This window comes from Solibacillus isronensis (assembly GCF_023715405.1).
GTDB lineage: Bacteria > Bacillota > Bacilli > Bacillales_A > Planococcaceae > Solibacillus > Solibacillus isronensis_B.
In genome coordinates, this window is sequence record NZ_JAMBOC010000002.1 from 77842 (window position 1) to 101345 (window position 23504).

Below are 23504 nucleotides of genomic sequence, written 5' to 3' on the forward strand. Positions count from 1 at the left end.
CAAATAATGGATGATACAACCATCATTTACGACCTTTTTTTATCCCGCATTAACGAAAGTAAAAATCCCCGTTAATGCCTGATTGGTTCAACTAACAATCTGTGGGGCTGAAAAATACCCCACGGATTGGAATTTCACTTTAAGTTGAGGGAACGATAATTTCCCCATCATCTTCATCTTCAATTTCTCCCACAATTTCGGACAGGATATCTTCCATCGTAACAAGACCGATTGTGATGCCTTTTTCGTCCGTTACAATTGCCATATGGTTGCGCGATTGCTGCATTTTTAAAAACACATCTTTTATCGCCACCGTTTCTTTATAGCGAGGAATCTCACGAATGTACGTAATGAAAGAATTCGTACGTCCTGCAGCAATATCTGTCAGCATTTCCTTAGTGTTAATGAAACCGATAAAGGCTGCAGTATTTTTAGTACGATCAATGACCGGGTAACGCGTAAATTCGTATTCATCAATTACGTTAAGAATTTGCTGTAATGTAAATGTTTTTTCGATTGTAATCATTTCACTGCGCGGAATCATTACTTCCCGTAACTTTCGCGAATCAAAAGCGAAAATATTTTCTAAATAGGCAAGCTCCGTCTGGTTGATCTCTCCGCCTTCATAACTTTGCGTCACAATCAGTTTAAGCTCTTCTTCCGAGTAAACTGTATCGTGTCCAGCAGGTTTGACACCAAAAATTTTTAGCAGTCCACGAGCAGAACCATTTAATACGGAAATAATCGGTCCTGTAATTTTCCCGAACCAATAAAGTGGCGGTGCTAATAAAAGCGTCATTTTTTCAGCATATTGGATGGCCAATGTTTTTGGCATCAACTCGCCAAGTACTACGTGTAAAAAAGTAACAACTGATAACGCAATTACATAAGAAAGGGCTGTTGCAACCGCCGCAGGAATGCTGAAATAGTCAAAAACAGGCTCAAGCATTTTTTCTACGGTTGGTTCACCGAGTGCACCAAGAATTAATGCTGTAATCGTAATCCCAAGCTGACAGGCCGATAAATAGTAATCCAAATCCTTTGTCACCTTTTTTGCAGTGATGGCTTTTTTATTACCCTCTGCGATAAGCTGATCGATTCGTGACATTCGCACTTTTAAAATCGAGAATTCTGCCCCAACGAAAAAGGCTGTTAACAAAATAAATACCGCAACTAAAATTAAATTTATTATTATAATACTGTCCAATTAATTCCCCCGAAATATGAGGGATTCACCTCCAAGACATATAAAGTATCGATCATTTACTGCTGAAGTTTATATTGTCTTAATACAACTTCTTTAATTTGATAATTGTCCATATCTGAAATGACCCAAATATGGTCGTCGAATTTTATTTCATCACCGATCTGAAGCTCTTCTCCGTTTTTGATTGAGTCGATATTTGTGTGCTGAATCCAGCCGCCAATTGTATCAATCTCTTCACTGTCCTCAAACTCAAATCCGAAGCGATCTTCCAGTTCATCAAGCAGTACACGGCCATTAATCGTATACTCGTTTTCTCCTGACTTGCGGATATCATCTACTTCATCCTCGTCAAATTCGTCTCGAATCTCTCCAACCAACTCTTCCAAAACGTCTTCCATTGTTAAGACACCGGCAGTACCGCCATATTCATCGATAATAACCGTCATATGCACTTTCGCCTTTTGCATTTTTAACAGTGCATCTTGAATACTCGTCACGCCTAAAACAAACGGGACTTTCGTTAAAAACTGCTCGAGCTGTACCGTGCGATTTGAAACGATATAGCTAAGAAGCTTATTAGCATTGACGACACCAATAATACGGTCTTTATCATTATTTTCAACAATCGGATAACGTGTATAGTTATGTTCATCTAAAATTTGGATAATCTCTTCGGCGCTCATATCTTTGTCGATTGTAACTAAGTCTGTTCGCGGCACCATAATATCTTTTGCAACACGTTCATCAAAAGCAAATACATTTTCTAAATATTTCAGTTCTTGCTGGTCTATTTGGCCGCCCTGGAAACTTTGAGCCATAATAATTTTCAGTTCCTCTTCCGAATAGGCCTGCTCTTCACTTGCTGATTTAACACCGATTGCGCGTAATAATAAACGAGATGTTCCATTCAATGCCTGGATAAACGGATACATAATTTTACCGAACCAATAAAGCGGTCCTGCAAGCATTAATGTCACTTTTTCGGAAAACTGAATCGCTAAAGTTTTTGGCGCCATTTCCCCAATTACTACGTGCAAATAACTTACAATAGCAAGTGCAATTACATAAGAAGCAGCCGAAGCTACTACATCAGAAACATTTAACCAGTCAAATACCGGGTGCAGCAGTTCTTTTACATACGGCTTTGTAAACGCACCTAAACCGATTGCTGTAATTGTAATTCCAAGCTGACAGGCAGATAAATAATAATCAAGATCCCCTGCTACTTTTTTTGCAATGACTGCTTTTTTATTGCCTTCTGAAATCAATTGATCAATACGGGATTTACGGATTTTTACGACAGCGAATTCTGCTGCTACGAAAAATGCGGTTAAGCCTAAAAAGATAATTAATAAAATAATGTTTAATATGGTGTTTACGTCCAATTACTTCCCTCAGCGTGAGGGATTCACCTCCAAAAATAATTTAAAAATAATTGGTCTTTCTCTTATGTACCCAACTATCTTGTTGAACATGCTAACAATGATGGTGAAGTTACTAATTCATTTAAGAGAATTCTACCCCCGAAACCATCACGTTATAGTTTAAGAAAATTATATAGTTTTTATTTTCAAATCACAATTAATTGTGCCCAAAAAATATAAAATTACAAAAAAAGCTTTCAACTTTGAATAACCAAAGCTGAAAACTTTTAATAAATTTATTCTACATCGACTGAAGATTTTATAATTTCCCCGTTATATAATTGGACTTTTTCATAATCATCTTTCTTTACTTGGAGAACGAATGTATGAGGCATACCTTCGTCTTCACATTTTTGTCCGACATTGTCGATTAATTGAACCGCCAAGTAATTATCATGTTTGTAAACATTATCCACTGAAGTACCACAGCTGCCAGAGTAAGTGACAATAAATACTGCCATATACTTATCCATATCAATTGTGAAATTGTCTACATCAAAGCGACCTTGAAGTGATTCAAATTGTCCTTGTGTATTTGCATAGGCAATATGCGGAACGAGCGATTCATAAATTGGCGCAATTTTTTCATCATACTTAATAATTTCAAATGGTACTGCCTGTTTCTCGGTAAATGTAACTTTTGTACTTTCTCCATTACTACAACCTGCCAACAACAATAGGATTATAGCAAACAAATATTTTTTCATTATAAATTCCCTTCTCTTTCTTATCTACATAGTGAATTTTAGTCCAGTTACACACATTTTTCAAATCTTCTATACTTATTTAAGTAATTATCCTTTCATTAACAATTTCCCCTAATTCATTATGAAATAAAACATCCTAATGGAAATTACATCTTTGGGCGAAAATTATGATCATTACGGTATTTCATCTATTAATAGGCGAATTCCTATTGGCGTTTACCCGCATCTACATACATTACAAAGAATACTTAAGAAAGAAGGTATGCTTGTTGTATCAAAATCCGTTTGAACGCTTTGATGAGAGCCCTGAAGGACAACCATTTCAACAACAGTTTTTCCCTGCACCACCAGGACAAGGCCCGGGAGGTTTCCCTGGAGGCCCAGGTGGTTTCCCTGGACCTGGACCGGGATTCCCGGGAGGTGGTCCGGGTGGAGGCCCTGGAGGTTTCCCAGGCGGTGGTCCTGGTGGCTTCCCGGGAAGTCCTGGTGGTGGACCGGGCGGCAATACTCAAATGCCAGCCGGACCGCCCCCTAGCTTTACTCCACAAATGCAACAACTATCCGCTAGCCAGTCACAGCAAGGTTCCAGTGGTATAAGACGTTGTATTTTCCGTAATACGTTTATTTGGCAACGAAACGGAAACACTTTCTGGTTCTTCCCGACGTTTGTTACGCAAAATATCATTTTAGGCTTTAGATGGAGTCGTTTCGGCTGGGTATACAGTTCTGTTAACCGAAATTCAATTCTGACTTTCCAATGTTTCTAATTTAATTACAAAAGCTCTTATGCGGTAGTATTCATTACTACGCCATAAGAGCTTTTACTTATTGTTGTGCTGCTTTTTTTGCAGTGTGACTTTTATGTAATTTTTCATAGCAAAGATTCCAGGACAAATTATTTCTGTTGCTTTCATCGTTCCCCATTTCTGCTCACGGTTAAATAAAATAGCAAAATAAATTAACTTGGATGCTGATTTTTATTCTTAACAACAGAAAAAGCAATGACAACGATATGCCATTGCTTTACTAAACTGATTAAATTAAGACGTTACAGTTTCAGCTCCTGGGGTTCACCATCATTCATTAATTTGATTGTAATCGGATCAAATTGAAGCGTAACCATATCCCCGTCTTCAGAAGTAAATACATCTTTAAAGAAGTTTGTGATTTTCAATTTTAATGAATCATCCTTTACTTCGCTTAGTTTTGCTGTAATTTCTAAATACGGTGCATTCAGATTTTCTTTTGTATAGCCCAGTAAAATATGAGTGTAAGGATTTTCATTTAAATCGTACACTTTCTGAGAGTCCTCAGTTGTTGTCGCATAGAGCGTGAAATCTTCATTTGTAAATGTCATGTAACGAACATAAGGGTGACGTCCGTTTAATGTAGCCATTGTCCCGATTTTATGGTCTTTAATAATTGAAAGTACTTTTTCTTTTAATGTTTCCATTACACTGCCTCCCTTAGTATAGTTGAATCTCTTCCTGGTTTTTTCCGTTTTTATTCATAATTCTCATTCGTGTTGGCGTAACTTGAATTAGCACAAAGTTTCCGTCCGCATGCTCCGGATATTTTTCAAGCAGCTGCTGCTTCACAACATCATTTAATGTTGTCGCTGCATTGCCTTCAATTTCTAAAAACGTTTCAAGTAAGCCATCGCTTTCATAGCCTAATAAAATATGGGTACCGCCATATTCGGTAATTTCGCGGACTACTTCAGAATCTTCCAGCGCCACCGTATACAGCTTTGACTGTACGTAGTCAAATGTCATATAGCGCGAATTCGGCACACCATTATTATTTGTGGCCATAACGCCAATACTGTTTTCATTTAAAATTTGCAATGCAATTTCTTTATTACTTTTACTCATATTTTCACTCCTCCGGTAAATTAAGTTCCATTATTCGTGAGATGAGAAGCACGTCCAACCGTATATAATTCCAAATTAATGGGAGAAACCGCTGTTGTGCTGATGCTTTTATAATTCCCTTAATAAATTTAAATAAAACAATTTTCTTCATATTTAACTTGACTTAAGACCCTCTCCCCCTTCCCCATTCCAGAAATTTCTGCGCAAAAATTTATTTTTTTCAAGTCAGCAACTGTAAAAAATTAAAAGTTATAGGGATATTTGTTTGAATATTAAAAAAATTGTAGATAAAATGAAATTGGAATAGATATCCTTTTATTCTGCATGACAAAGAAAACTATATGTAAGGAGGACATTGGATGAAAAGATTTACTTGGCTTTCTCTTATTCTCACAACTCTTTTATTAGTTTTGGCTGCGTGTAGCGACGCCGAAGAGACGACAAATGAGTCAACGCAAGGCGATAGCGGCACGACAGAAGGTACAACAGAAGAAAATGCTTCCGGCAAGCTCGTCATTTACACAGGGCGTGACGAAAACATGGTACAGGGTGTTATCGAAAAATTTAACGAGCGTTACCCGGATATCGAAGTGGAATATATGACAATGGGTGCACAGCAGATTTTAGAGCGTGTCCGTGGCGAAAAAGCCAACCCACAAGGCGATTTTTGGTGGGGCGGTACACAGTCAGCGATGATGGTTGCTGCAAATGAAGATTTACTTTTACAGTGGGATCCTTCATTTATCGATTCCATTGACCCTCTTCATAAAGATGAACAAAATCGTTGGGTCGGTGAAATGCTGTTACCTGAAGTGATTATGATTAACAGTGAGGTAATGTCACCAGAAGAAGGACCACAGGATTGGGACGAATTACTTGATCCGAAGTGGAAAGATGAAATTTTAATTCGCGGTGTTCTTGCTTCAGGAACGATGCGCACAATTTATTCTTCTATGATTTTCCGCCAAGGTGCTGATGATCCGTCAAAAGGCTATGACTGGCTGATGCAACTGGATGCGAACACGAAAGAATATACACAAGATCCTAACGCATTGTATTTAAAACTGGCTCGCCAGGAAGGTTCAATTTCGTTATGGAACTTACAGGATATTTTACTGAAAAAACATACAACGGATTACACGTTTGACTTTATTTATCCGGAAAGTGGCGCACCGATTTTAGTCGATGCAGTCGGTATTGTAAACAATGCTAAAAACGAAGAGAACGCGAAGTTATTTATGGAATTCCTGTTCGACCAAGAGACAATGGTTGAACTTTCAAAAGAGTATTACCAAATTCCAACACGTACGGATATTGCGGCGGATGCAATGCCGGACTGGTATAAAGAGTTGGATTTAAAACCATTGGATATTGATTGGCAAGTAATGGCCGATAAAGAAGCGGAATGGATGGAACATTGGGATACAAATATTAAAGGAAAAGGCAAATAGCAGTTATATGACTGACCTCTGAATTAAGAGGTCTTTCTTTTCCTAATTTGTCGGTGTGAAGGGAGTTGGATTGGATGAAAGCTGTTCATATTAACGACGTTTCAAAAAAATTCGGTGATGTCGTAAGCGTCAAAGATTTAGAGCTGGATATAAAATCGGGTGAATTTTTCACATTTTTAGGTCCGAGTGGCTGTGGTAAAACAACAACATTACGGATGATCGCCGGATTTTACTACCCCTCTCAAGGAAAGATCTACTTTGACAATCAGGATGTCACAACATTGCAGCCTAATAAACGTAATATCGGAATGGTGTTTCAAAACTATGCACTCTTCCCGCATATGACAGTCAATGAAAATATTGCATTCGGTCTTGAAATCCGGAAATATGATAAAAAAACGATTAAAGAAAAGGTTGACCGGATACGCGAGCTCGTTCATTTAGGACCATATGGCTCACGCAAAATTAATGAATTATCAGGTGGACAGCAACAGCGTGTTGCTTTGGCACGTGCCCTTGTCATTGAACCTGATATCTTGCTGCTGGATGAGCCATTATCCAATTTGGATGCAAAGTTACGTGAGGAAACGCGTATTGAAATTAAACGGATTCAGTCAGAGCTGGGCGTGACGACAATTTACGTTACCCATGACCAGACTGAAGCAATGGCAATGTCAGATCGGATTATGGTAATGGAGCATGGTGTCGTCAAACAAATTGGTACGCCTCAGGAAATTTATCACCGTCCAAACAACCGCTTTGTCGCTACTTTTATAGGAGAGACAAACTTGCTTACGATGAAAGTAAAATCGATTGAAGACAATATTATTACTGTAACAAATGACAAAGGACTTGAATTGCAAGGCCTGACAGAAAACTTGGCAGCGGGGCTTCAAGTATCAATTGGGGACGAAATTTATGTATCCGTCCGACCTGAAGCATTTGAAAGCGGTCCTGGTGAAAACTCCGTTACAGGGATCGTCGAGCTGATTGAATTTACCGGACTCAGCGTAAATTACTTTATGAAATGGAATGATACAACGTTAAAAGCAATGATTATTAGTCGGGGTACTGCAATACTGCAAGCTGGCGATATGATTGAATTACATATCCCTAAACAAAATATTTATTTCCTAGGAGAATAAGAGAGGGGGCACACAATGAGCAAAAAATCCGTTGACACATACGAAGCGAGTTGGTGGTCTCGTCTTACACAATCACGCTATTTTGTCTATATCCTTATCTCCCCGCTGTTTTTAATATTGTTTGCCTATGTGATTTATCCATTTTACTCGACATTTATTCAGAGCTTTGCTGGCGACAATCAGCTGGCAAACTATCAGAAGTTTTTTAGTTTAGAAAGCACAGCCAATTTAGAGGCTCTCTGGAACAGCTTTTATATATCAATCATTAGTGTCATATGCTGTGCTGTTGTCGGAGTTATGATGGCCTTTTTACTGGAACGCTATGATTTCCCGGGGCGCCGTCTGCTCTCTATTTTAGTACTTGTCCCGATGGCATTACCTCCTTTAGTCGGGGTTTTATCTTTTACATTTTTATATGGTGAAAGTGGCATATTCCCTCGCTTATTTCAGCAGATGTTTCAATTGGAAGATGTTCCGTTTGCATTAAAAGGGATTTGGGGTGTCATTGTGGTTCATACGTTCACGATGTATACGTACTTCTATTTGACTGCTTCTGCTGCGATTAAAGGGCTTGACCCTTCTTTGGAAGAAGCCGCAACAAGTCTTGGGGCAAGCCGGATACGGGTTTGGCGGAAGATTATTCTGCCGATGCTTACCCCATCTTTAATCGCATCTTCCCTGCTCGTTTTCATGGTGTCGATGGCATCCTATACCGCGCCACTCATGTTCGGGGTTGAACGTACAATGACGATGCAAATTTATTTATCGCGGACAAACGGCAATTTGGATATGGCGGCAACTCAGTCAACCATTTTATCGTTCGTTTCCATCACCTTTTTACTTATTATGCGCTGGTATCAAAACCGACGTAACTATCAAAATTTAAGTAAAGGCGTAAGTGTTCACCGGTCGGAAGTGAGCTCGAAGCCTTTGAAATATTTAGCGGTTGCCCTGTCCTTCATTGGAACATTAATTTTGATCCTGCCGATTTTAGTGCTGATCTTAATATCATTTTCAAAAGACGGTGCCTGGACAATTCAGATTTTGCCAACCGAATATACACTCGACCATTACAAAGCGCTATTTACTGATGAGCGGACATGGCGACCAATTTGGAACTCGCTGCAAATGGGCTTCATCGCAACAGTCGGCAATATTATATTCGGTGTTGCTGCTGCTTATGCGATGGTCAGACTTAGTTTCAAAGGGAAAACAGCACTCGATATTTTAATTACGATTCCTTGGGCATTGCCGGGGACGGTTGTAGCTGTTAACTTAATCGCTGCGTTCTCTACGGAAAGTGCGTTTACATTCAATCAAGTATTGATCGGTTCATTCTGGATTTTACCGCTTGCGTATTTTATCCGGCATTTACCACTTGTCTTTAGGTCAACATCCGCTTCCCTTATGCAACTGGATCAGTCCGTAGAGGAGGCTTCGCGAAGTTTAGGGGCATCGTGGTGGTATACATTCAGAAGAATTGTCATTCCGCTTACTTTGTCTGGTGTTCTTGCCGGTACATTGCTCGCATTTGTCCAAAGTATTGGGGAGTTCGTCGCATCGATTTTGATTTATAATACGTCGACGATTCCATTGTCGGTTGCAATTTTCCAAAAGCTGTATGCCTTCAAGTTCGGTACAGCATGCGCATACGGTGTGCTGCAGATTATTTTAATCCTCATTGTTCTGATCATTTCAGAACGCTTATCAAAAGGCTCTGCAGGAAGCGCTATATAACGTAAAAAAGTAAAAGCAGAAAAAATGCTTTTACTTTTTTTTATTAGCTATAATTCTTTTGCCATCCACACTTGATCATAATAGTTGCCGTCAATCTTTAGTGCACGCTGTTCCTTTGCGAATTGCTTAAATCCTAGTGATTCGTAAAGAGAGATTGCCTGTGCATTTGTTGACTCGACTGTTAAATGTAACTGTTCAAGACCTTCATTTTCTCTTAATAGGCGCAACAATTCTTCTATCATATCCCGCGCTACACCTTTCCCTCTTGATTCTGGCATAACATAGAGACCGACAAGAACGCCTTTATGATTTAGTTTTGCACCCGTTTCTCTTTTAAATGTCGCCATTCCGATCAGCTCGTTCTCTTCAAATGCCCCAAGCGTAAATTTATCGGCTTGTGGGCGAAGTCGTTGTTCAATTTCCGGAACCGTATAATTGTTCTCATGTTCAAAAGACGAGCTAAATAATGTTGGGGAATTTAAAAGCCCGTGCAATCTAACCTTTTTATATTGCTCTGCATCTTTATAACCTAATATCCGAATATTCATCTTTTCACCTCATAACATTGCGTTCGCGTTCTATAATCTATACCCCATTTCTTAATCTTTTACACTATTTCTCTATTATCGCTAACTCTATTTCGCTACGTAAAAGCGCTGGCGCGTCTGCATAAACCCCAATATACTTTGCCTTTTTTTCAAATCCGCCTACTACTTGAATTGTCTGCAATTCTTTCAGCTCAATAATAAAATCAGGCTGCTCCTCTGTATTTCCTAATACTTTAAAATGATGGATCTTTTCATCTTGTACGGACGTATGCAACCTGGAAATATTTTTCAGGTCAATTTTTGTTTGTTTCAATAAGCCGTTGGAAAGATATAAATTTCCGTTTTCGATACGGACTGGATTTAGTACTAATGCGCGGGAATCTGCTAGCAAGAATATGAGTCCATAAAGTGAGAGAACTGTATGGCCCCAAGCTAAAATCGGCATACGGTCATGGAAGAACCAATGAAAGGCGACTGCTTCAAATAATGCCGCATGGAAAATCATCACTAAAACACCTACGTACATTGTATTTTTGTGAACGGTATATCCGCTTGGCTGTTTTTTCTTCCAACTGCAAAACGCATAATAAAAAACAAGTATCTCCTGGCAAAGTACTCTCATCAATACATTATCTTTTACTTTCTCTGCTACGATTCGAGGAAATGCAAAAATAAGTTGCTCCTGCTCTAATTTGACCGACCGAATGGTGCTAGGTAAATATTTTATGAAAACAAATAAAATGATTAATTCTATTAAAACCAATCCCGCTTCAACAGCGATTGCAGAAAAAGTTATATAACGGAAAGGCTCCATTAATCCATTAGGGATGACTAGTCGAGCAAATAAAATACCCGCAGCAACAAAGACAACAAAATTTTTGATAGTCCATTTTCCTTTTTGCAGCAGGAGAAGTGCCGGTGCCACAACCGCACAGTCTATTAGTGAACCGATTACCATTCCATGTACTTGCTCATCTGAAAGTGCGGAAACAAACGATAACTGATAAACAATCATATTGCCCAGTAAAATGACACATGCAATCAAGAGCCATTTATAATCAACTACTCTTTGAAAAACCATCGCAATCCCCTTCCTCAGATACACCGTATAAATTCCATAAATCTGGTACTTTCATTATAATTGAATATTACCCTTATATCATAAAAAAACGCAGAAGTTCACAAAAACTTCTGCGTTGTAATTATTCTATTTGATCGTACTAGCCGTTCACCAGAATGTCCTTCATTAGTTCCCTGTTGCGTTTTTCGAACACTTCATTATGTGAAGAAACTTTTGCATACTGATCTGCTGTTGGTTCAAGGCTAATTTTGATGGCGTTGATCGCATTGACAGCATCCTGGAATGTACCGGTAATTAAATATACTTTATTATCATATTTGGAAATATCGCCAACAGCATAAATACCGTCTACCGATGTCAGCCCTTTACCGTCCGTCAAATAATAATAGTCATAGTCCTTATCTTTTTCCGGAGAAAGTGCCGCATCAAAAGAAAATGAAGAATCCCGGTCATAGCCGTGGTTGACAAGGACATCATCCACTACAATTTTCGATGTTTCCATTGTTACGACATTTTCCAAAATAACTTCTTCTATTTTTGTCTTCGTCTCATTCGCTACAAGTGTTTTAATCTGTGTATTTGTAATGATCGGAACGCCATTATCCTGCAAATGCCGGATTTGTGCTTCGTGTGCAGATAGCTTTTCGCCTCGGTAAATAACTGTAATCTGCTTGGCAATGCCGATCAGATCCTTCGCCCAGTCAATCGCCGAGTTGCCGCCGCCTGAAATCAGCAGTGACTTGTCCTTAAAGCTTTGAATGCCTCGAATTGTATAATGCAAGTTCGATACTTCATACTTTTCCGCGCCTTCAATATGCAATTTAATCGGACTGATAATGCCGCCACCTACTGCAACGATCACTTTTTTCGAATAGTGTTTTTCGCCTGAACTTGTCTCAATCACAAATAAATCATCTTTTTTTGTTATGAAATCGACTTTCGTATTTAGACATACGGTTGGCTTAAATGTCAGCCCCTGTTTAATGAGATTTTCAATGACTTGCTGTGCTGGTGTTGGAGGCATACCGCCGATATCCCAAATGATTTTTTCAGGATAAACATGAAGTTTCCCGCCGAGCGTCGGCTGAAACTCAATGATTTTTGTTTTTAAATCTCTCAACCCTGCATAGAACGCACTGTATAATCCGCTAGGACCACCGCCAATTATTGTTACATCATAAATATCGTTCATTCGAAACACTCCATTCTTTTCATTTGTCGGACAATAACGCTTTTCGCGAAATCGCCTCCGGATTCCATTGACTAAGTTGCAGCTAAACGAGCATTCCGGATTTCGAATGGTGTCTTCCGATAGGTACAACAGAAGGCGAATCCGAAACAGGATCTTGTGTGACAACACAGCTTAAATTAAATATATCTTTGATCAATTCACTCGTAATGACGTGTGCTGGTGCTCCCTCCGAAACAAGTTGACCTTTATGTAAAGCAAAAATATAGTCGGCATAGCGGGCGGATAAATTAATATCATGAAGTACCATCACAATTGTCGTTCCGTACTTACGGTTTAAATCCGTTAATAAGTCCAAAATCTCCACTTGGTACGTAATATCCAAGTATGTAGTCGGTTCGTCCAAAAACAAAATGTCGGTTTGCTGTGCAAGTGCCATTGCAATCCATACACGTTGTCTTTGCCCTCCTGACAGCTCATCGATATGACTGTCGGCAAGTTCGGTAATGTTCATCATTTCCATCGCTTCCGCAACTGCATCGTAATCCTCAGTTGACCAGCCTTTTAAAAAGCTCTGATGCGGAAACCGGCCCCTGCCAACTAAGTCAGCAACTGTGATGCCTTCAGGTACGATCGGTGATTGCGGAAGAAGTCCTAAAACACGTGCAAGCTGCTTCGGCGGGATTTTGTTAATCGATTTATCATCCAACAATACTTGGCCGGAGATTGGCTTGATTAATCGTGCCATCGTTTTTAAAAGTGTCGATTTTCCACAGCCATTCGAACCGATAATTATGCTGATTTTATTGCTTGGAATCGCTAGACTAACACCTTGTAAAATCGCTTTGTTGTCATAGCCTGCAACAAGATTTTCCGTTTGGAATGTATGTGTCGATTTCATCATAAATCTCCTTTCCGATTAATACGGATTAATAAATAAATTAAGTATGGTGCACCAATTATCCCTGTAATGACCCCTACCGGATAGCGTGTCTCAAAAGCAAACTGTCCGATAAGATCTGCCGCCAATACTAAAATGACACCGATTAAACCTGCAGGAATAAGACCTGAAAATCCGACACCTACTAATTTTTTTGCGATTGGGCCTGCCAAAAAGGAAATAAAGGCAATCGGACCGGTTGCAGCAGTCGCTAATGCAATCATGAGCACCGACGTAATAATAAGGATGACTCTCGTTTGATTTGTATTGACGCCTAAAGAGGTTGCTGCCTGTTCACCAAGCTCCAGCATTTCCAGACGCTTTGCAAAATACATTAAAATCGGTGTGCAAATACACACGATAAGGATAAGCGGGTATAAGTTCGTTAATTTTGCACCGTTTAAACTACCGCTTAGCCATCTCATTGCAGCCGGAATATCATGTGTATCCCCGATGAGCATTAAATAGTTGATAAAGGCCGTCAGCATCGCCTGAATGCCGATACCGATTAAAATTAGTCGACCAATCGAAAAGGATGTGCCTTTTGCCAGCAGATAGATAAAGATAGCTGTTGCAAGGCCTCCTATTACAGCTGCGATGGATACAACCGTATTGCTTGCATTTAATACAATGATACAAAATACAGCTGCTGCACTTGAACCTGTTGTAATTCCGATTACATTTGGATTTGCAAGCGGGTTGCGCAGCATCGTCTGGAAAATATAGCCCCCGACACCAAATGCAAAGCCTGCAAACAAACCGGCCACCATTCTTGGAAAACGAATTGTATTTACCGCAAAGGATGCTCCCTTCACTTGTTCACCTAGTAAAACCTTTATGACATCCTGTACCGGATAAATCGTGTTGCCAAGCATAAGCATCAAACCGCAAAGTACTAGCGAAATGATTGCCATCAAGGTAGTCATCAATATAAACCGGCGTTTTCTTTTTAATCTTGACGTCTTAATCATATTCATCGTTTCATTCATCATATTGCACGCATTTTCGCTTTCATCGTAATTAAAATTAAAATCGGCGCACCTATAAAGGCCGTCACAATTCCAACTTCGAGCTCACTTGGACTGCCAAGAAGCCTTCCGATCACATCGGAAAAGGTTAAAATAATTGCCCCCGACAATGCTGACATCGGAATAATATAACGTAAATCAGGACCTACTACGAGACGTACGATATGTGTAGCTAATAAACCAATAAAGCCGATTGGACCTGCCAATGCTGTTGCAGCACCACATAATAATACGCCACCTAATGCCGCTACAATTCTTACAGTACCTGTGCGTACACCCAGCCCTGTCGCAACATCATCACCTAATGCCATTGCATTTAATGCCGGAGCTGTAATTAAGGCAATAAATAGTCCTACTACTATAAATGGAATAAATAACGTGATCGTATCCCAGCTGCCGGAACCGACACTTCCGACTTGCCAAAATCTGAACTGATCCATTACATTCGTTCTTGGTATCATGACTGCCACAACCAGTGATGATAAAATTGCACTCGTAGCTGCACCTGCCAACACGAGCTTTAATGGTGTCGCACCACCTTTTCCCATTGAACCAATCCCAAATACAAAAATAGCGGTAATAAAAGCTCCCGCTATCGCAAGCCAAATATACTGATTTGCTGAACTGATATTCAAAAAGGCAATGCCGCAAACGACAAAAAGGGATGCCCCTGTATTGACACCTAATATACTTGGATCTGCAATAGGGTTACGTGTCACCGATTGCATAAGCGCTCCGGAAACACCTAATGCTGCACCACATAGTAAGCAAAAAATTGTTCTTACTACACGCTGCCTTACGACGTTCGCTTCATGAGACTGAGCCTCTGAATGGAATAACCCATTCAGAAGGTCTGTCCAGCTAATCATCCGCGAACCAAATACAAGTGATGCTAGTATACATAGTCCGAGTAAAATTATTAAAAGCACTAATACTTTTATAAAATTACGCGGCATCATAATTTGCTTCTTTTCTAAAACGGATGTACTTTTCATATTACTTTAACTTTTTTGCAACTTCCGAAATTAAAGTTACATATTCGTCGATTGTATATTGAATTGACAGCGGGTTCGGATTTCCTGCAGCAGCAAGTGGTGTGTTGTCAGGAATAATTAAAACCGTACCATTTTTGATTGCAGGTACTTTACCTAGAATCGGATCTGCCTGAAGTGCTTTTAATGTGTTGTCATCGCCATAGGCAATCAGAATTTCAGCATCATTTAAAGCATCTGCATTTTCTGCACTTAACTCGATATAGAAGCTGTTTTCATCCTGAACTTGCGCTTTAATGCTTTCCGGATATTCCATACCTAGCTCTTCCAGTAATTCACCGCGTGGATCAGCTGGTGTATAGATATAGAACTTCGATAAATCTGTAGCGTTAAACATACCGAACGCCGCTTTCTTACCTTTGATTTCCGGGAATTCGTTTGCTTTATCTTGGATTAATTTTTCTGTATCAGCGATCAATTGTTTACCTTCTTCTTCCATACCCATACCTTTTGAATTGTATAGGATTTGGTCACGCCATGTAATAACCCATGGAATTTCCGGATATGCAACAACTGGTGCAATCTCGCTTAATGTATCATACTCTTCTTGTGTAATTCCTGAATATGCCGCTAAAATCACATCCGGATTTGAATCTGAGATTGCTTCAAAATCTATACCATCTGTATCTTGGTAGATGTTCGGATTTTCTTCACCAAGCTCTTTTAATTTTTCTGCTGTCCATGGAAGCATACCGCTTTCATCTTGTACACCGTAATTTGCTGCTGAGAAACCTACTGGTACTACACCAAGAGCAAGTGCCACATCATGGTTTGCCCATGCAACTGTTGCTACACGTTCCGGTTTTTCTTCAATTACTGTTTCTCCTAATGCATGTTTAATTACGATTGGGTATTGAGTTGCCGAATCTTCAGAATTCGAAGAGCCTGTTGTTTCATTTGACTTATTCTCATCTGTACTTGTTTCTTTATCTGAGCAGCCCGCAACAACTAGTAAGCCCATTGCTACGAAAAGCATTGCCATTAAAGAATAGAACTTTTTCGTTTTCATCTAATTAACGCTCCTTAAAATTGATTGATAACAATTATCATTTTCACTAATTAAAATAATAATGCTATTTGATAATGATTGTCAATGAGATTATTACTTATTGCGGATTATTTTTTATATAGTAAGAATTTTATACGAATATAAATAAAAAAGCGGCTTCTCGATTGAGAAACAAGCTGAATTTAATAAGGACTATTAACCTTATCATAACTTCTAAAGTATAACGATTGTATTTGACTCAAACCTCACTTCCCCATTATTTCATCCCTTAATAAATATTTTTTCTATTTTAATCTTTATTTCTCTTTAAATTGACGTTAACGTAAATGGTATACTTTCGCCAATGGGGGTGCCTTATATGAAATCCATTAAAACGATCGCTAAAGAATATGCACTCACAACGAGAACATTGCGCTACTATGAAGAACTCGGGATTTTGAAACCGACACGACCTCATAATGGAATGCGCCACTATTCCAAACGAGAGGAGGCAAAGATTAAGTTAATTATCCGCGGAAAAAAGTATGGCTTTTCTATGGAAGAAATCAAGGAAATGATTTTACTTTTTGACCTTGATCGTACTGGTATTAAACAGTTGGAGCGGACAATCGAATACGGTCAGCAAAAGTTAAGGGAAATTGATCAGAAGATTCAAGAGTTGTATGAAATCCGTCAAGATATCGAAAGGACGGAAGCTATTTTTCGGGAAAAACTAATTCTATTATTGGAGGACCAATCATGAATATTTCTAATCTGTTAGCTCGTCATGCAAGAAAGTATCCGAATCAAATTGCTGTCATTAGTCTCGGTCAGGAAACGACGTATCAACAATTGGATGAACAAGTAAATAAAATCGCCGGCTCATTGCGCGCAAACGGAATTGTTAAAGGTGATAAAGTCGGGATTTTCATGCCGAACGTGAAAGAGTTTGCCGCACTTTACTTTGCCATTCAGCGTATTGGTGCAGTTGTAGTTCCAATCAATGCCAAGTTTGTCACGCGTGAAATTGAATATGTGCTCAATCATAGTGATGCAAAGGCGATCTTTGTACATGAGCTGATTTTCGAACAGGCTGCTACGATTATGTTCAACGGTCTGAAAGTAAAAACAGGTCCTGTCATTCATGATTGGCAAAGCTTCAATCAATTCGAGGCTGAAGGTAATGAGGTTGTTTGCTGTAATTTAGTGGAAGATGATCTTTCTACTTTACTTTATACTTCGGGCACAACCGGCAATCCAAAGGGAGTTTTACTGACTAACCGTAATGTACTTGCTGTATCGCATATGATTGCAATTGAAATGGAAGTAAAGCCTGAAAGTCGAATGCTGATTATGATGCCGTTAACGCATTCAGCTCCATTGAATTTATTTTTAGTTACAGCTGTTTTAGTCGGGGCAACCGCTGTACTCACACCGACGTTTACGCCTGACTTGTTAATAGATACGGTAGAAAAATACAAAACGACACACTTTTTCGGGGCACCTGTTGCCTATCTTTTAACTGCCGGCTCACCGCGCATCGCAAATGCAGACCTTTCGTCAATGAAATGGTGGGTTTACGGAGGGGCACCGCTGTCTGAAAAAGAAGTCGTCTATATTCAACAGCAGTTTAATACGGACAACTTAGTATGTGTGTACGGTTTAACGGAAGCCGGTCCGAGCGGGTCGATTTTACATGCTGCCGACCATCCTCATAAAGCAGGTAGTATCGGAAAGCGTGCACCATTCGGAACAGAGCTGCGTGTTATTAACACATTAAATGAAGATGTAACTCCTGGAGAAATTGGCGAAATCGTTTTATATGGTGAAGGTAATATGAAAGAGTACTATAAAAATCCTGAAGAAACGAAAAATACTTTCGTTGATGGCTGGGTACGTTCAGGCGATTTAGCCCGCATTGACGAGGAAGGCTATATTTACATTGTTGACCGTAAAAAAGATGTAATTATTTCCGGCGGCGTCAATATTTATCCGAAAGAAATTGAAGATCAGATGCTGCTGCATGACGCTATTTTTGAAGTAGCGGTGTTCGGCGTGCCGCATCCTGAATGGGGTGAAACTGTAAAAGCGGTTTACTGTGCGAAAGTCCCTGTTTCCGAGCAGGAAATTCGCGAGCACTTAGAAGGCAAACTTGCCGCATTTAAAATCCCGAAATTCTTTGAACAAGCTGAAGCACTTCCGCGAAATGCTTCCGGTAAAATATTAAAACAACAGCTAAGAGGTGAAGCAAATGCAAGTGTTAGCCAATAAACGTGAAAAGAGCCAGAACTTTTATGAATTTGATCAAACATTGCATCAGCTATTACAGCAAAAGCTTTCGCCTTCTTTTTACCGTTATGCAGATGAACGGCTGACTGCATTCGGTGCGCTTTGTGCAGGACCAATTGATGCCCGTGCCAAAGTGACAGACCGGGAAGGCGAACCGAGATTACGTCGGTATAATGCATACGGCGATGAAGTGAGTGAAGTCATTGTAAACGAAGGCTATAAACAAACGGTTGCCGAGACTTATGCAACAGGAATTGTCGGCTATGTGCATAAAGACATTCCGGAATTAGGTCATAAAGGCAATTATGTATACAGCTTTGCACAAGGTTATTTATTGTCGCAAACTGAGCCCGGCTTTTACTGTCCTGTTACATTGACGATGGCCACGGCTTATTTATTCGAGCACTATGCATCTGATGAGCTCAAGCAGAAGTTTATGCCGCATATTTGTGCAACAGGCGAAACCGAATTATTTGAAGGAGCCACGTTTTTAACGGAGCGTCAAGGAGGTTCCGATGTCGGTGCGAACATCGTGGAAGCGCGATTCGAACAAGGTGAGTGGCGTTTATACGGCGAAAAGTACTTTGCGTCGAATGCGGGTATGTGCGGAGTGGCAATGGTACTTGCACGCCAGACGACCAATTCCAAGCAAGGCTCGAAAGGCTTAACATTGTTTGCTGTACCGTGGCGTGAAGACAATGGTGAGCTTAATCACATTACAATCCGCCGATTGAAAGATAAGCTTGGCGTAAAAGCGGTACCATCAGGTGAAGTTGAATTTAACGGTGCGAAAGCATATGTTGTCGGGGATCCGTCCAAAGGGATTTACTATATGCTCGAAGCACTGAACTTATCCCGGATTTGCAATGCCGCAGCATCAGTCGGCATTATGAAACGTGCCCTTGATGAAGCGGTCCATTATACAAACGGGCGTATTGCTTTTGGCCAGACTGTTGCCGAGTTTCCGATGGTGAAGCAAACGTTAGGCGCATTGCACGCAAAATGGCATGCATCACTTGTCGCGTTATTTGATTTAGTATCGCGCTATGAGGAGGTTATCGACGGTAATGCATCTGAAGACGAACAGCAAATCGTCCGCCTGTTAATTGCGTTAGTAAAAAAGGAAACAGCAGAATGGGCGATTGAATTTACCCATGAAGCAATTGAACTACATGGCGGCAACGGCTATATCGAGGATTTCGTACTCCCCCGTTTACTTCGGGATGCCCAAGTATTAACCGTTTGGGAAGGAACTGCGAACATTTTGGCACATGAGCTGATTCGCCTTGTGCAAAAAAATGCGCATATTACGCTCCTTCATGAACTACAGCAAACGAGCCATCCGTATTTGCAGCAGCTTGCCTCTGTCGTGGAGCAGCGTTTTGCAGTGTTTGTCACACTAGATCCGGCAATGCAAACGCTCGAAGCAAAACCGCTGATGCAACAGCTTGCTCGTCTATACGAAGCAGTTGTCGCAGTAAAGCATGCTGAATCGGGCGGTGAACGCGAGCAGATGCTGGCGGAAATTTATATCGAAGAACAATTTGATCAAAAGCCCTTTGGTGAAGTGCCGTTAGCGGTGAAAGGGTTTAAATTGTTGAATAGCGGTTATTGATTGGTTGAGTGGAACGCCTTGGTTGAGTGGTTACCGGGCGTTTTTTGTTGGGCTGGATTATGTTGTCCGGGATTTGTGCCGGGTGTCACTAGAGTTTGGCCGGGTATTCTAACATAGTTACAGAAGTTCTAATATCATTTTATTTGTTCTAATAAAGTTGCGATTTTCAAATTTATTCTCCAGTTGTTCTAATATCACCTCCAGACTTTCCAATATCGGGTTGAGTTTTTCTGAAATCGTGTTTAATTGTTCTAATAAAAAAAGTGCGAGAAAAAAAGATTCCTTTTTTTAACTTTCTGTTGTCTAGTTACATAGTTTAATGGGTATGAGATTTTAGATAGGATATGGAGGATGGAAAATGATTCGATTATTAAAGAAAATGAACGGTGGCACACAATTTTGGCAAGCCTGGAAAATGAATAAGCAGATTCATATATTATCCGGGACATTAGGTGAGCAAGGTATGGAGGAGGAACTGCCGTTAGGATTTTTCCAAAGTTCTAAACGCGTCATGGAAAAACTTGCAGCAGAGAAGGTCAATCAAGGCTATGAATATGTAGATCCCGGTTCTTTAATTAAAATTGCTGTTCAATACCGTTATGAACTGGAAGAGCAGTTTGAAGAAGCGGAAGAAAGAAGCCTGTTCGTGGAGGATTTATTAGATGATATTTTGCACGAAACTGGAAACGGCGAGCTTTATGGCTCCGAAATCGGGGATGGTGCCGGCATTACGTTCTGCCTCGTTGTTGATTTAGGATTAGCACTGAGATCAATCTTAACAGTACTAACCGAACATCAAGTAATTGATGGAGCGGAAATTGCCTATTTAAATGATGAGGAGACCTATATTGGCATTTATCCTGAAGGCATAGTGTTTGAGCTCGTATAAATAAAAAATAAGGGTGTGAACCATATAAAACACTGTCCACACCCGTTATATCTTTAAAGTTTACTTCGCTTCTTCAATCGCTTCCATTAAAGCAGGAAATAACTTTGCATCGTCTGCATCTTCATCTGTTACTTCATTTAAAATCTCAAAATCATCTGCATCGATGACAAACAGGCTTATGCCTTCTTTTAAAAATTCATCGGCTTCTACTTCGCCTTCGTAATATTGATACGTTGCTAAAACGATGTTTGAACCTTCTTCTTCATCAAAGAAGAAATAAAGCTTTTCCGTGTTGCCGTATACTTCTTCTAACACATCTTCCAGTGCTTCCGTACCTTTACTCCACTTCACTTCATTATTTATTGTCGCTGCCACGAGCGATTCTAATAGTTCGTCTACTGTATTTGTCATAATAAGCCTCCAACTCCGCTCTATTTCGCGGTTAGTATTCCCACTGTAACATAAATCTAACGTTAAAACGTTAAAGGCAGAGTATTATTTGCTTACTATTTGTTCATTCACCTCATAATGCGCAGCGAATAATTTTTCAATTGTCAATTGCAATAGATCGACTAATGTTACAAATGCAAAATCCGCGTCAAGCCGCTCTGTCCACTTATGCGGATCTCTCCCAACCGGACCAATGTTCAGCACCGGTACATTCAGCTTTTTCATATCCCCGATCGGCAGCGAGTAGCCTTTATCCCAAACCGGCATATTGTTTATAAGCGACGCAATTGAACTGTTTTCATAGTTTAAACCTACATAACTTAAATCCGATATTCCGGCGAAATAGTTTTGAATGTGGAACTCCATATCATATGTTTCCTGCGTGTATTGCTTCAACTCATTTACAAGGTTGCTGATGAGTCCATTTTTGCCCGAACTGATTGCAGGATAAAATGGCGGCGCAAAGAAAATGACAATCATCGGTGCCAGTTCATTACATAACGCAGCTAATTGATCGACTAGTTCAATCGTTCGTTTCCGATCATCTTTTTCGCTGTCACGATTTGATAGAAGCCCTTCAACTTTTTCCTCACCGTATTTCTCCAGCGCATATTCGTAAATCTCCTCATACGTCATGACCTTCACCTTTAATTCTTGCGGTGTAAACTCCGTATGCTGTGAGTACTTCGTAGCTTTGTTCATATAGGACTGTTCTATTTCACTTGCTGCTCTAATCGCTTTTTGCTGGAGCAATGAAACAACGTCTGTCATGCTTCTTTCAAATAAAAATAAATTAAACAGCGTCACAGCCCGGTGTGAAATTTGTGTGGAATACTCCGTTTTCAAGTCGTGATAAATTAAGTTCGTAGGAGGCGGTGTAATTTCTTCGCCCACCTTTTCACAAAAATCCGTATTTAATTCCATTTCAGCTGTGATTACCGATGCCATATAATTTGCATTCAATCCACCAAAAGGTTCCCCGACATGGGCTTCCTTCCCGTAGCATAAAAAGCCCGGCAATGCTTTTCCGATAGATCCGGTATAGAAGTAATTATTTTTATCGCCAGGAAAATTGCTGAACATCGGCTCTGAATTTAAAATTGTTGTATATTCAAGATTATGCTCTTCCAGAAGTTGTACAAGTTTTGGAACCGCTGCTCGCATCCCTTCAGAGTTTACTTCCTCATCAGGAACGGTCAATAAAAGAATGTTGCCGTCGTACTCTCCGAACGTCGCTTGTTCAACAATGGACATATGCAAGGCAAGCCCGCATTTCATATCCATTGTCCCTCTGCCGAATAGCCAGTTTCCGCTCTCCATATCAACTCGCACTGCTTCAGGCAAGTCGTCTTTGATCGAGTAAAATTGTTCCGTTAGCTTCTCAGGATCAAAAGCATATTGTTTCCATTTTCCGTATTCCTGTACATCCACTACATCAAAGTGACTAATTAATACAACTGTCTTTTTAGTATTCGGAGATTTTTTGACCAATGCGCTAATGAAACTGCGCCCGTCACTCAAATATGTTCGATTTAAATGGCCAGGGTTTTCTTTGAAATAGGCCAGCTCCGACAGTTTATTCACTACAATATCAGGGAATTCCTTTTCTGCCTGTGAACCTGAAACACTTTTTACTTGTACAAGTTCACATAATAATTGCCTTAACTGCTCTTTGCTCTTCCATTTAAACACAACATACCCTCTCCTTTGTCTAATTCTAGCTGTCTCTCTATGTCGCCTCATTTTCCTCAGTGTAAATAAATGTGAATATTCAGTCAATCATTTGTTTAAGACTATAATATTCTTTGAGAGTTGAACCGATCAAAAAAATCCCGCTACCATTTAAGATAGCGGGATTTGCTATGTGCATTTAAGTTTATTTCTTTTCTT

General features: G+C 39.9%; 22 protein-coding genes. 8 read left to right on the forward strand and 14 right to left on the reverse strand.

Annotated features, from left to right (window positions below; genetic code table 11):
* Positions 1-139 precede the first annotated feature (139 nt).
* The 3 genes from M3166_RS12185 to M3166_RS12195 all read right to left on the reverse strand — a co-directional run bounded on the left by M3166_RS12185 (position 140) and on the right by M3166_RS12195 (position 3338).
* The gene (locus M3166_RS12185) at positions 140-1207 is read right to left on the reverse strand and encodes a hemolysin family protein (protein ID WP_251690119.1); all 1068 of its coding nucleotides are present in this window, start codon (positions 1205-1207) and stop codon (positions 140-142) included.
* A 56-nt stretch (positions 1208-1263) separates the two neighbouring features.
* Positions 1264-2592 carry a hemolysin family protein gene (locus M3166_RS12190; protein ID WP_251690120.1) on the reverse strand — a complete coding sequence of 443 codons (1329 nt, stop codon included), beginning with the start codon at positions 2590-2592 and terminating at the stop codon, positions 1264-1266.
* Positions 2593-2867: 275 nt separating this feature from the next.
* On the reverse strand, positions 2868-3338 hold the full coding sequence (locus M3166_RS12195; protein WP_251690121.1) for a Fe-S oxidoreductase: 471 nt from the start codon (positions 3336-3338) through the stop codon (positions 2868-2870).
* Positions 3339-3607: 269 nt separating this feature from the next.
* Here M3166_RS12195 and M3166_RS12200 point away from each other — a divergent pair, with 269 nt between their 5' ends.
* Entirely contained in the window at positions 3608-4105 is a 498-nt protein-coding gene (locus tag M3166_RS12200; protein WP_251690122.1) for a hypothetical protein, read from the forward strand.
* Between the two features lie 281 nt (positions 4106-4386).
* Here M3166_RS12200 and M3166_RS12205 read toward each other — a convergent pair whose 3' ends face one another.
* The gene (locus M3166_RS12205; RefSeq protein ID WP_251690123.1) at positions 4387-4791 is read right to left on the reverse strand and encodes a pyridoxamine 5'-phosphate oxidase family protein; all 405 of its coding nucleotides are present in this window, start codon (positions 4789-4791) and stop codon (positions 4387-4389) included.
* A 13-nt stretch (positions 4792-4804) separates the two neighbouring features.
* Complete coding sequence (locus M3166_RS12210) at positions 4805-5212, reverse strand: pyridoxamine 5'-phosphate oxidase family protein (RefSeq protein ID WP_251690124.1); 408 nt, start codon at positions 5210-5212, stop codon at positions 4805-4807.
* A 359-nt stretch (positions 5213-5571) separates the two neighbouring features.
* Here M3166_RS12210 and M3166_RS12215 point away from each other — a divergent pair, with 359 nt between their 5' ends.
* From M3166_RS12215 to M3166_RS12225, 3 genes are all read left to right on the forward strand, one after another.
* Entirely contained in the window at positions 5572-6663 is a 1092-nt protein-coding gene (locus M3166_RS12215; RefSeq protein ID WP_251690125.1) for an extracellular solute-binding protein, read from the forward strand.
* 74 nt (positions 6664-6737) lie between these two features.
* Positions 6738-7808: an ABC transporter ATP-binding protein gene (locus M3166_RS12220; RefSeq protein ID WP_251690126.1), complete on the forward strand. Its 1071-nt coding sequence runs from the start codon at positions 6738-6740 to the stop codon at positions 7806-7808.
* A gap of 15 nt (positions 7809-7823) precedes the next feature.
* A complete protein-coding gene (locus M3166_RS12225) occupies positions 7824-9545 on the forward strand; it encodes an ABC transporter permease (RefSeq protein WP_251690127.1) in 1722 nt (573 codons plus the stop codon).
* Between the two features lie 47 nt (positions 9546-9592).
* On the opposite strand, the gene M3166_RS12230 is transcribed toward M3166_RS12225, so the two are convergent.
* From M3166_RS12230 to M3166_RS12260, 7 genes are all read right to left on the reverse strand, one after another.
* Positions 9593-10093, reverse strand: a complete 501-nt coding sequence (locus tag M3166_RS12230; protein WP_251690128.1) for a GNAT family N-acetyltransferase — start codon at positions 10091-10093, stop codon at positions 9593-9595.
* Positions 10094-10157: 64 nt separating this feature from the next.
* On the reverse strand, positions 10158-11174 hold the full coding sequence (locus M3166_RS12235; RefSeq protein ID WP_251690129.1) for a hypothetical protein: 1017 nt from the start codon (positions 11172-11174) through the stop codon (positions 10158-10160).
* A gap of 139 nt (positions 11175-11313) precedes the next feature.
* Positions 11314-12366 (reverse strand): NAD(P)/FAD-dependent oxidoreductase, encoded by a 1053-nt coding sequence (locus M3166_RS12240; RefSeq protein WP_251690130.1) that lies wholly within the window; start codon positions 12364-12366, stop codon positions 11314-11316.
* An 82-nt stretch (positions 12367-12448) separates the two neighbouring features.
* Positions 12449-13264 carry an ABC transporter ATP-binding protein gene (locus M3166_RS12245; RefSeq protein ID WP_251690131.1) on the reverse strand — a complete coding sequence of 272 codons (816 nt, stop codon included), beginning with the start codon at positions 13262-13264 and terminating at the stop codon, positions 12449-12451.
* A complete protein-coding gene (locus tag M3166_RS12250) occupies positions 13264-14295 on the reverse strand; it encodes a FecCD family ABC transporter permease (RefSeq protein WP_251690132.1) in 1032 nt (343 codons plus the stop codon). The genes M3166_RS12245 and M3166_RS12250 overlap by 1 nt, the downstream gene beginning before the upstream one ends.
* On the reverse strand, positions 14292-15326 hold the full coding sequence (locus M3166_RS12255) for a FecCD family ABC transporter permease (protein ID WP_251690133.1): 1035 nt from the start codon (positions 15324-15326) through the stop codon (positions 14292-14294). Before M3166_RS12255 ends, M3166_RS12250 begins: the two co-directional genes overlap by 4 nt.
* 1 nt (position 15327) lies before the next feature.
* A complete protein-coding gene (locus tag M3166_RS12260) occupies positions 15328-16392 on the reverse strand; it encodes an iron-siderophore ABC transporter substrate-binding protein (protein WP_251690134.1) in 1065 nt (354 codons plus the stop codon).
* Positions 16393-16750: 358 nt separating this feature from the next.
* On the opposite strand from M3166_RS12260, the gene M3166_RS12265 reads away from it, so the two are divergent.
* The 4 genes from M3166_RS12265 (at position 16751) to M3166_RS12280 (ending at position 21164) form a co-directional block, all read left to right on the forward strand.
* Positions 16751-17134 carry a MerR family transcriptional regulator gene (locus M3166_RS12265; RefSeq protein ID WP_087618408.1) on the forward strand — a complete coding sequence of 128 codons (384 nt, stop codon included), beginning with the start codon at positions 16751-16753 and terminating at the stop codon, positions 17132-17134.
* Positions 17131-18642 carry a class I adenylate-forming enzyme family protein gene (locus tag M3166_RS12270; RefSeq protein WP_251690135.1) on the forward strand — a complete coding sequence of 504 codons (1512 nt, stop codon included), beginning with the start codon at positions 17131-17133 and terminating at the stop codon, positions 18640-18642. Before M3166_RS12265 ends, M3166_RS12270 begins: the two co-directional genes overlap by 4 nt.
* On the forward strand, positions 18623-20275 hold the full coding sequence (locus tag M3166_RS12275) for an acyl-CoA dehydrogenase family protein (protein ID WP_251690136.1): 1653 nt from the start codon (positions 18623-18625) through the stop codon (positions 20273-20275). Before M3166_RS12270 ends, M3166_RS12275 begins: the two co-directional genes overlap by 20 nt.
* A 358-nt stretch (positions 20276-20633) precedes the next feature.
* Entirely contained in the window at positions 20634-21164 is a 531-nt protein-coding gene (locus M3166_RS12280; protein WP_251690137.1) for a hypothetical protein, read from the forward strand.
* A 60-nt stretch (positions 21165-21224) separates the two neighbouring features.
* Here the strand turns inward: M3166_RS12280 and M3166_RS12285 are convergent, their stop codons facing one another.
* Together M3166_RS12285 and M3166_RS12290 are read right to left on the reverse strand one after the other, a co-directional pair.
* Positions 21225-21575, reverse strand: coding sequence for a hypothetical protein (locus tag M3166_RS12285; protein WP_251690138.1), 351 nt, complete (start codon positions 21573-21575; stop codon positions 21225-21227).
* A gap of 84 nt (positions 21576-21659) precedes the next feature.
* Entirely contained in the window at positions 21660-23306 is a 1647-nt protein-coding gene (locus tag M3166_RS12290) for a M20/M25/M40 family metallo-hydrolase (RefSeq protein WP_251690139.1), read from the reverse strand.
* Between the last annotated feature and the right edge of the window lie 198 nt (positions 23307-23504).

Excerpts from the sequence above, each read along its gene's own strand:
- M3166_RS12195 (WP_251690121.1), bottom strand. The coding sequence starts at position 3,338 with ATGAAAAAATATTTGTTTGCTATAATCCTATTGTTGTTGGCAGGTTGT.
- M3166_RS12205 (WP_251690123.1), bottom strand. The coding sequence starts at position 4,791 with ATGGAAACATTAAAAGAAAAAGTACTTTCAATTATTAAAGACCATAAA.
- M3166_RS12210 (WP_251690124.1), bottom strand. The coding sequence starts at position 5,212 with ATGAGTAAAAGTAATAAAGAAATTGCATTGCAAATTTTAAATGAAAAC.
- M3166_RS12215 (WP_251690125.1), top strand. The coding sequence starts at position 5,572 with ATGAAAAGATTTACTTGGCTTTCTCTTATTCTCACAACTCTTTTATTA.
- M3166_RS12220 (WP_251690126.1), top strand. The coding sequence starts at position 6,738 with ATGAAAGCTGTTCATATTAACGACGTTTCAAAAAAATTCGGTGATGTC.
- M3166_RS12225 (WP_251690127.1), top strand. The coding sequence starts at position 7,824 with ATGAGCAAAAAATCCGTTGACACATACGAAGCGAGTTGGTGGTCTCGT.
- M3166_RS12230 (WP_251690128.1), bottom strand. The coding sequence starts at position 10,093 with ATGAATATTCGGATATTAGGTTATAAAGATGCAGAGCAATATAAAAAG.
- M3166_RS12235 (WP_251690129.1), bottom strand. The coding sequence starts at position 11,174 with ATGGTTTTTCAAAGAGTAGTTGATTATAAATGGCTCTTGATTGCATGT.
- M3166_RS12240 (WP_251690130.1), bottom strand. The coding sequence starts at position 12,366 with ATGAACGATATTTATGATGTAACAATAATTGGCGGTGGTCCTAGCGGA.
- M3166_RS12245 (WP_251690131.1), bottom strand. The coding sequence starts at position 13,264 with ATGAAATCGACACATACATTCCAAACGGAAAATCTTGTTGCAGGCTAT.
- M3166_RS12250 (WP_251690132.1), bottom strand. The coding sequence starts at position 14,295 with ATGATGAATGAAACGATGAATATGATTAAGACGTCAAGATTAAAAAGA.
- M3166_RS12255 (WP_251690133.1), bottom strand. The coding sequence starts at position 15,326 with ATGAAAAGTACATCCGTTTTAGAAAAGAAGCAAATTATGATGCCGCGT.
- M3166_RS12260 (WP_251690134.1), bottom strand. The coding sequence starts at position 16,392 with ATGAAAACGAAAAAGTTCTATTCTTTAATGGCAATGCTTTTCGTAGCA.
- M3166_RS12265 (WP_087618408.1), top strand. The coding sequence starts at position 16,751 with ATGAAATCCATTAAAACGATCGCTAAAGAATATGCACTCACAACGAGA.
- M3166_RS12270 (WP_251690135.1), top strand. The coding sequence starts at position 17,131 with ATGAATATTTCTAATCTGTTAGCTCGTCATGCAAGAAAGTATCCGAAT.
- M3166_RS12275 (WP_251690136.1), top strand. The coding sequence starts at position 18,623 with ATGCAAGTGTTAGCCAATAAACGTGAAAAGAGCCAGAACTTTTATGAA.
- M3166_RS12280 (WP_251690137.1), top strand. The coding sequence starts at position 20,634 with ATGATTCGATTATTAAAGAAAATGAACGGTGGCACACAATTTTGGCAA.
- M3166_RS12285 (WP_251690138.1), bottom strand. The coding sequence starts at position 21,575 with ATGACAAATACAGTAGACGAACTATTAGAATCGCTCGTGGCAGCGACA.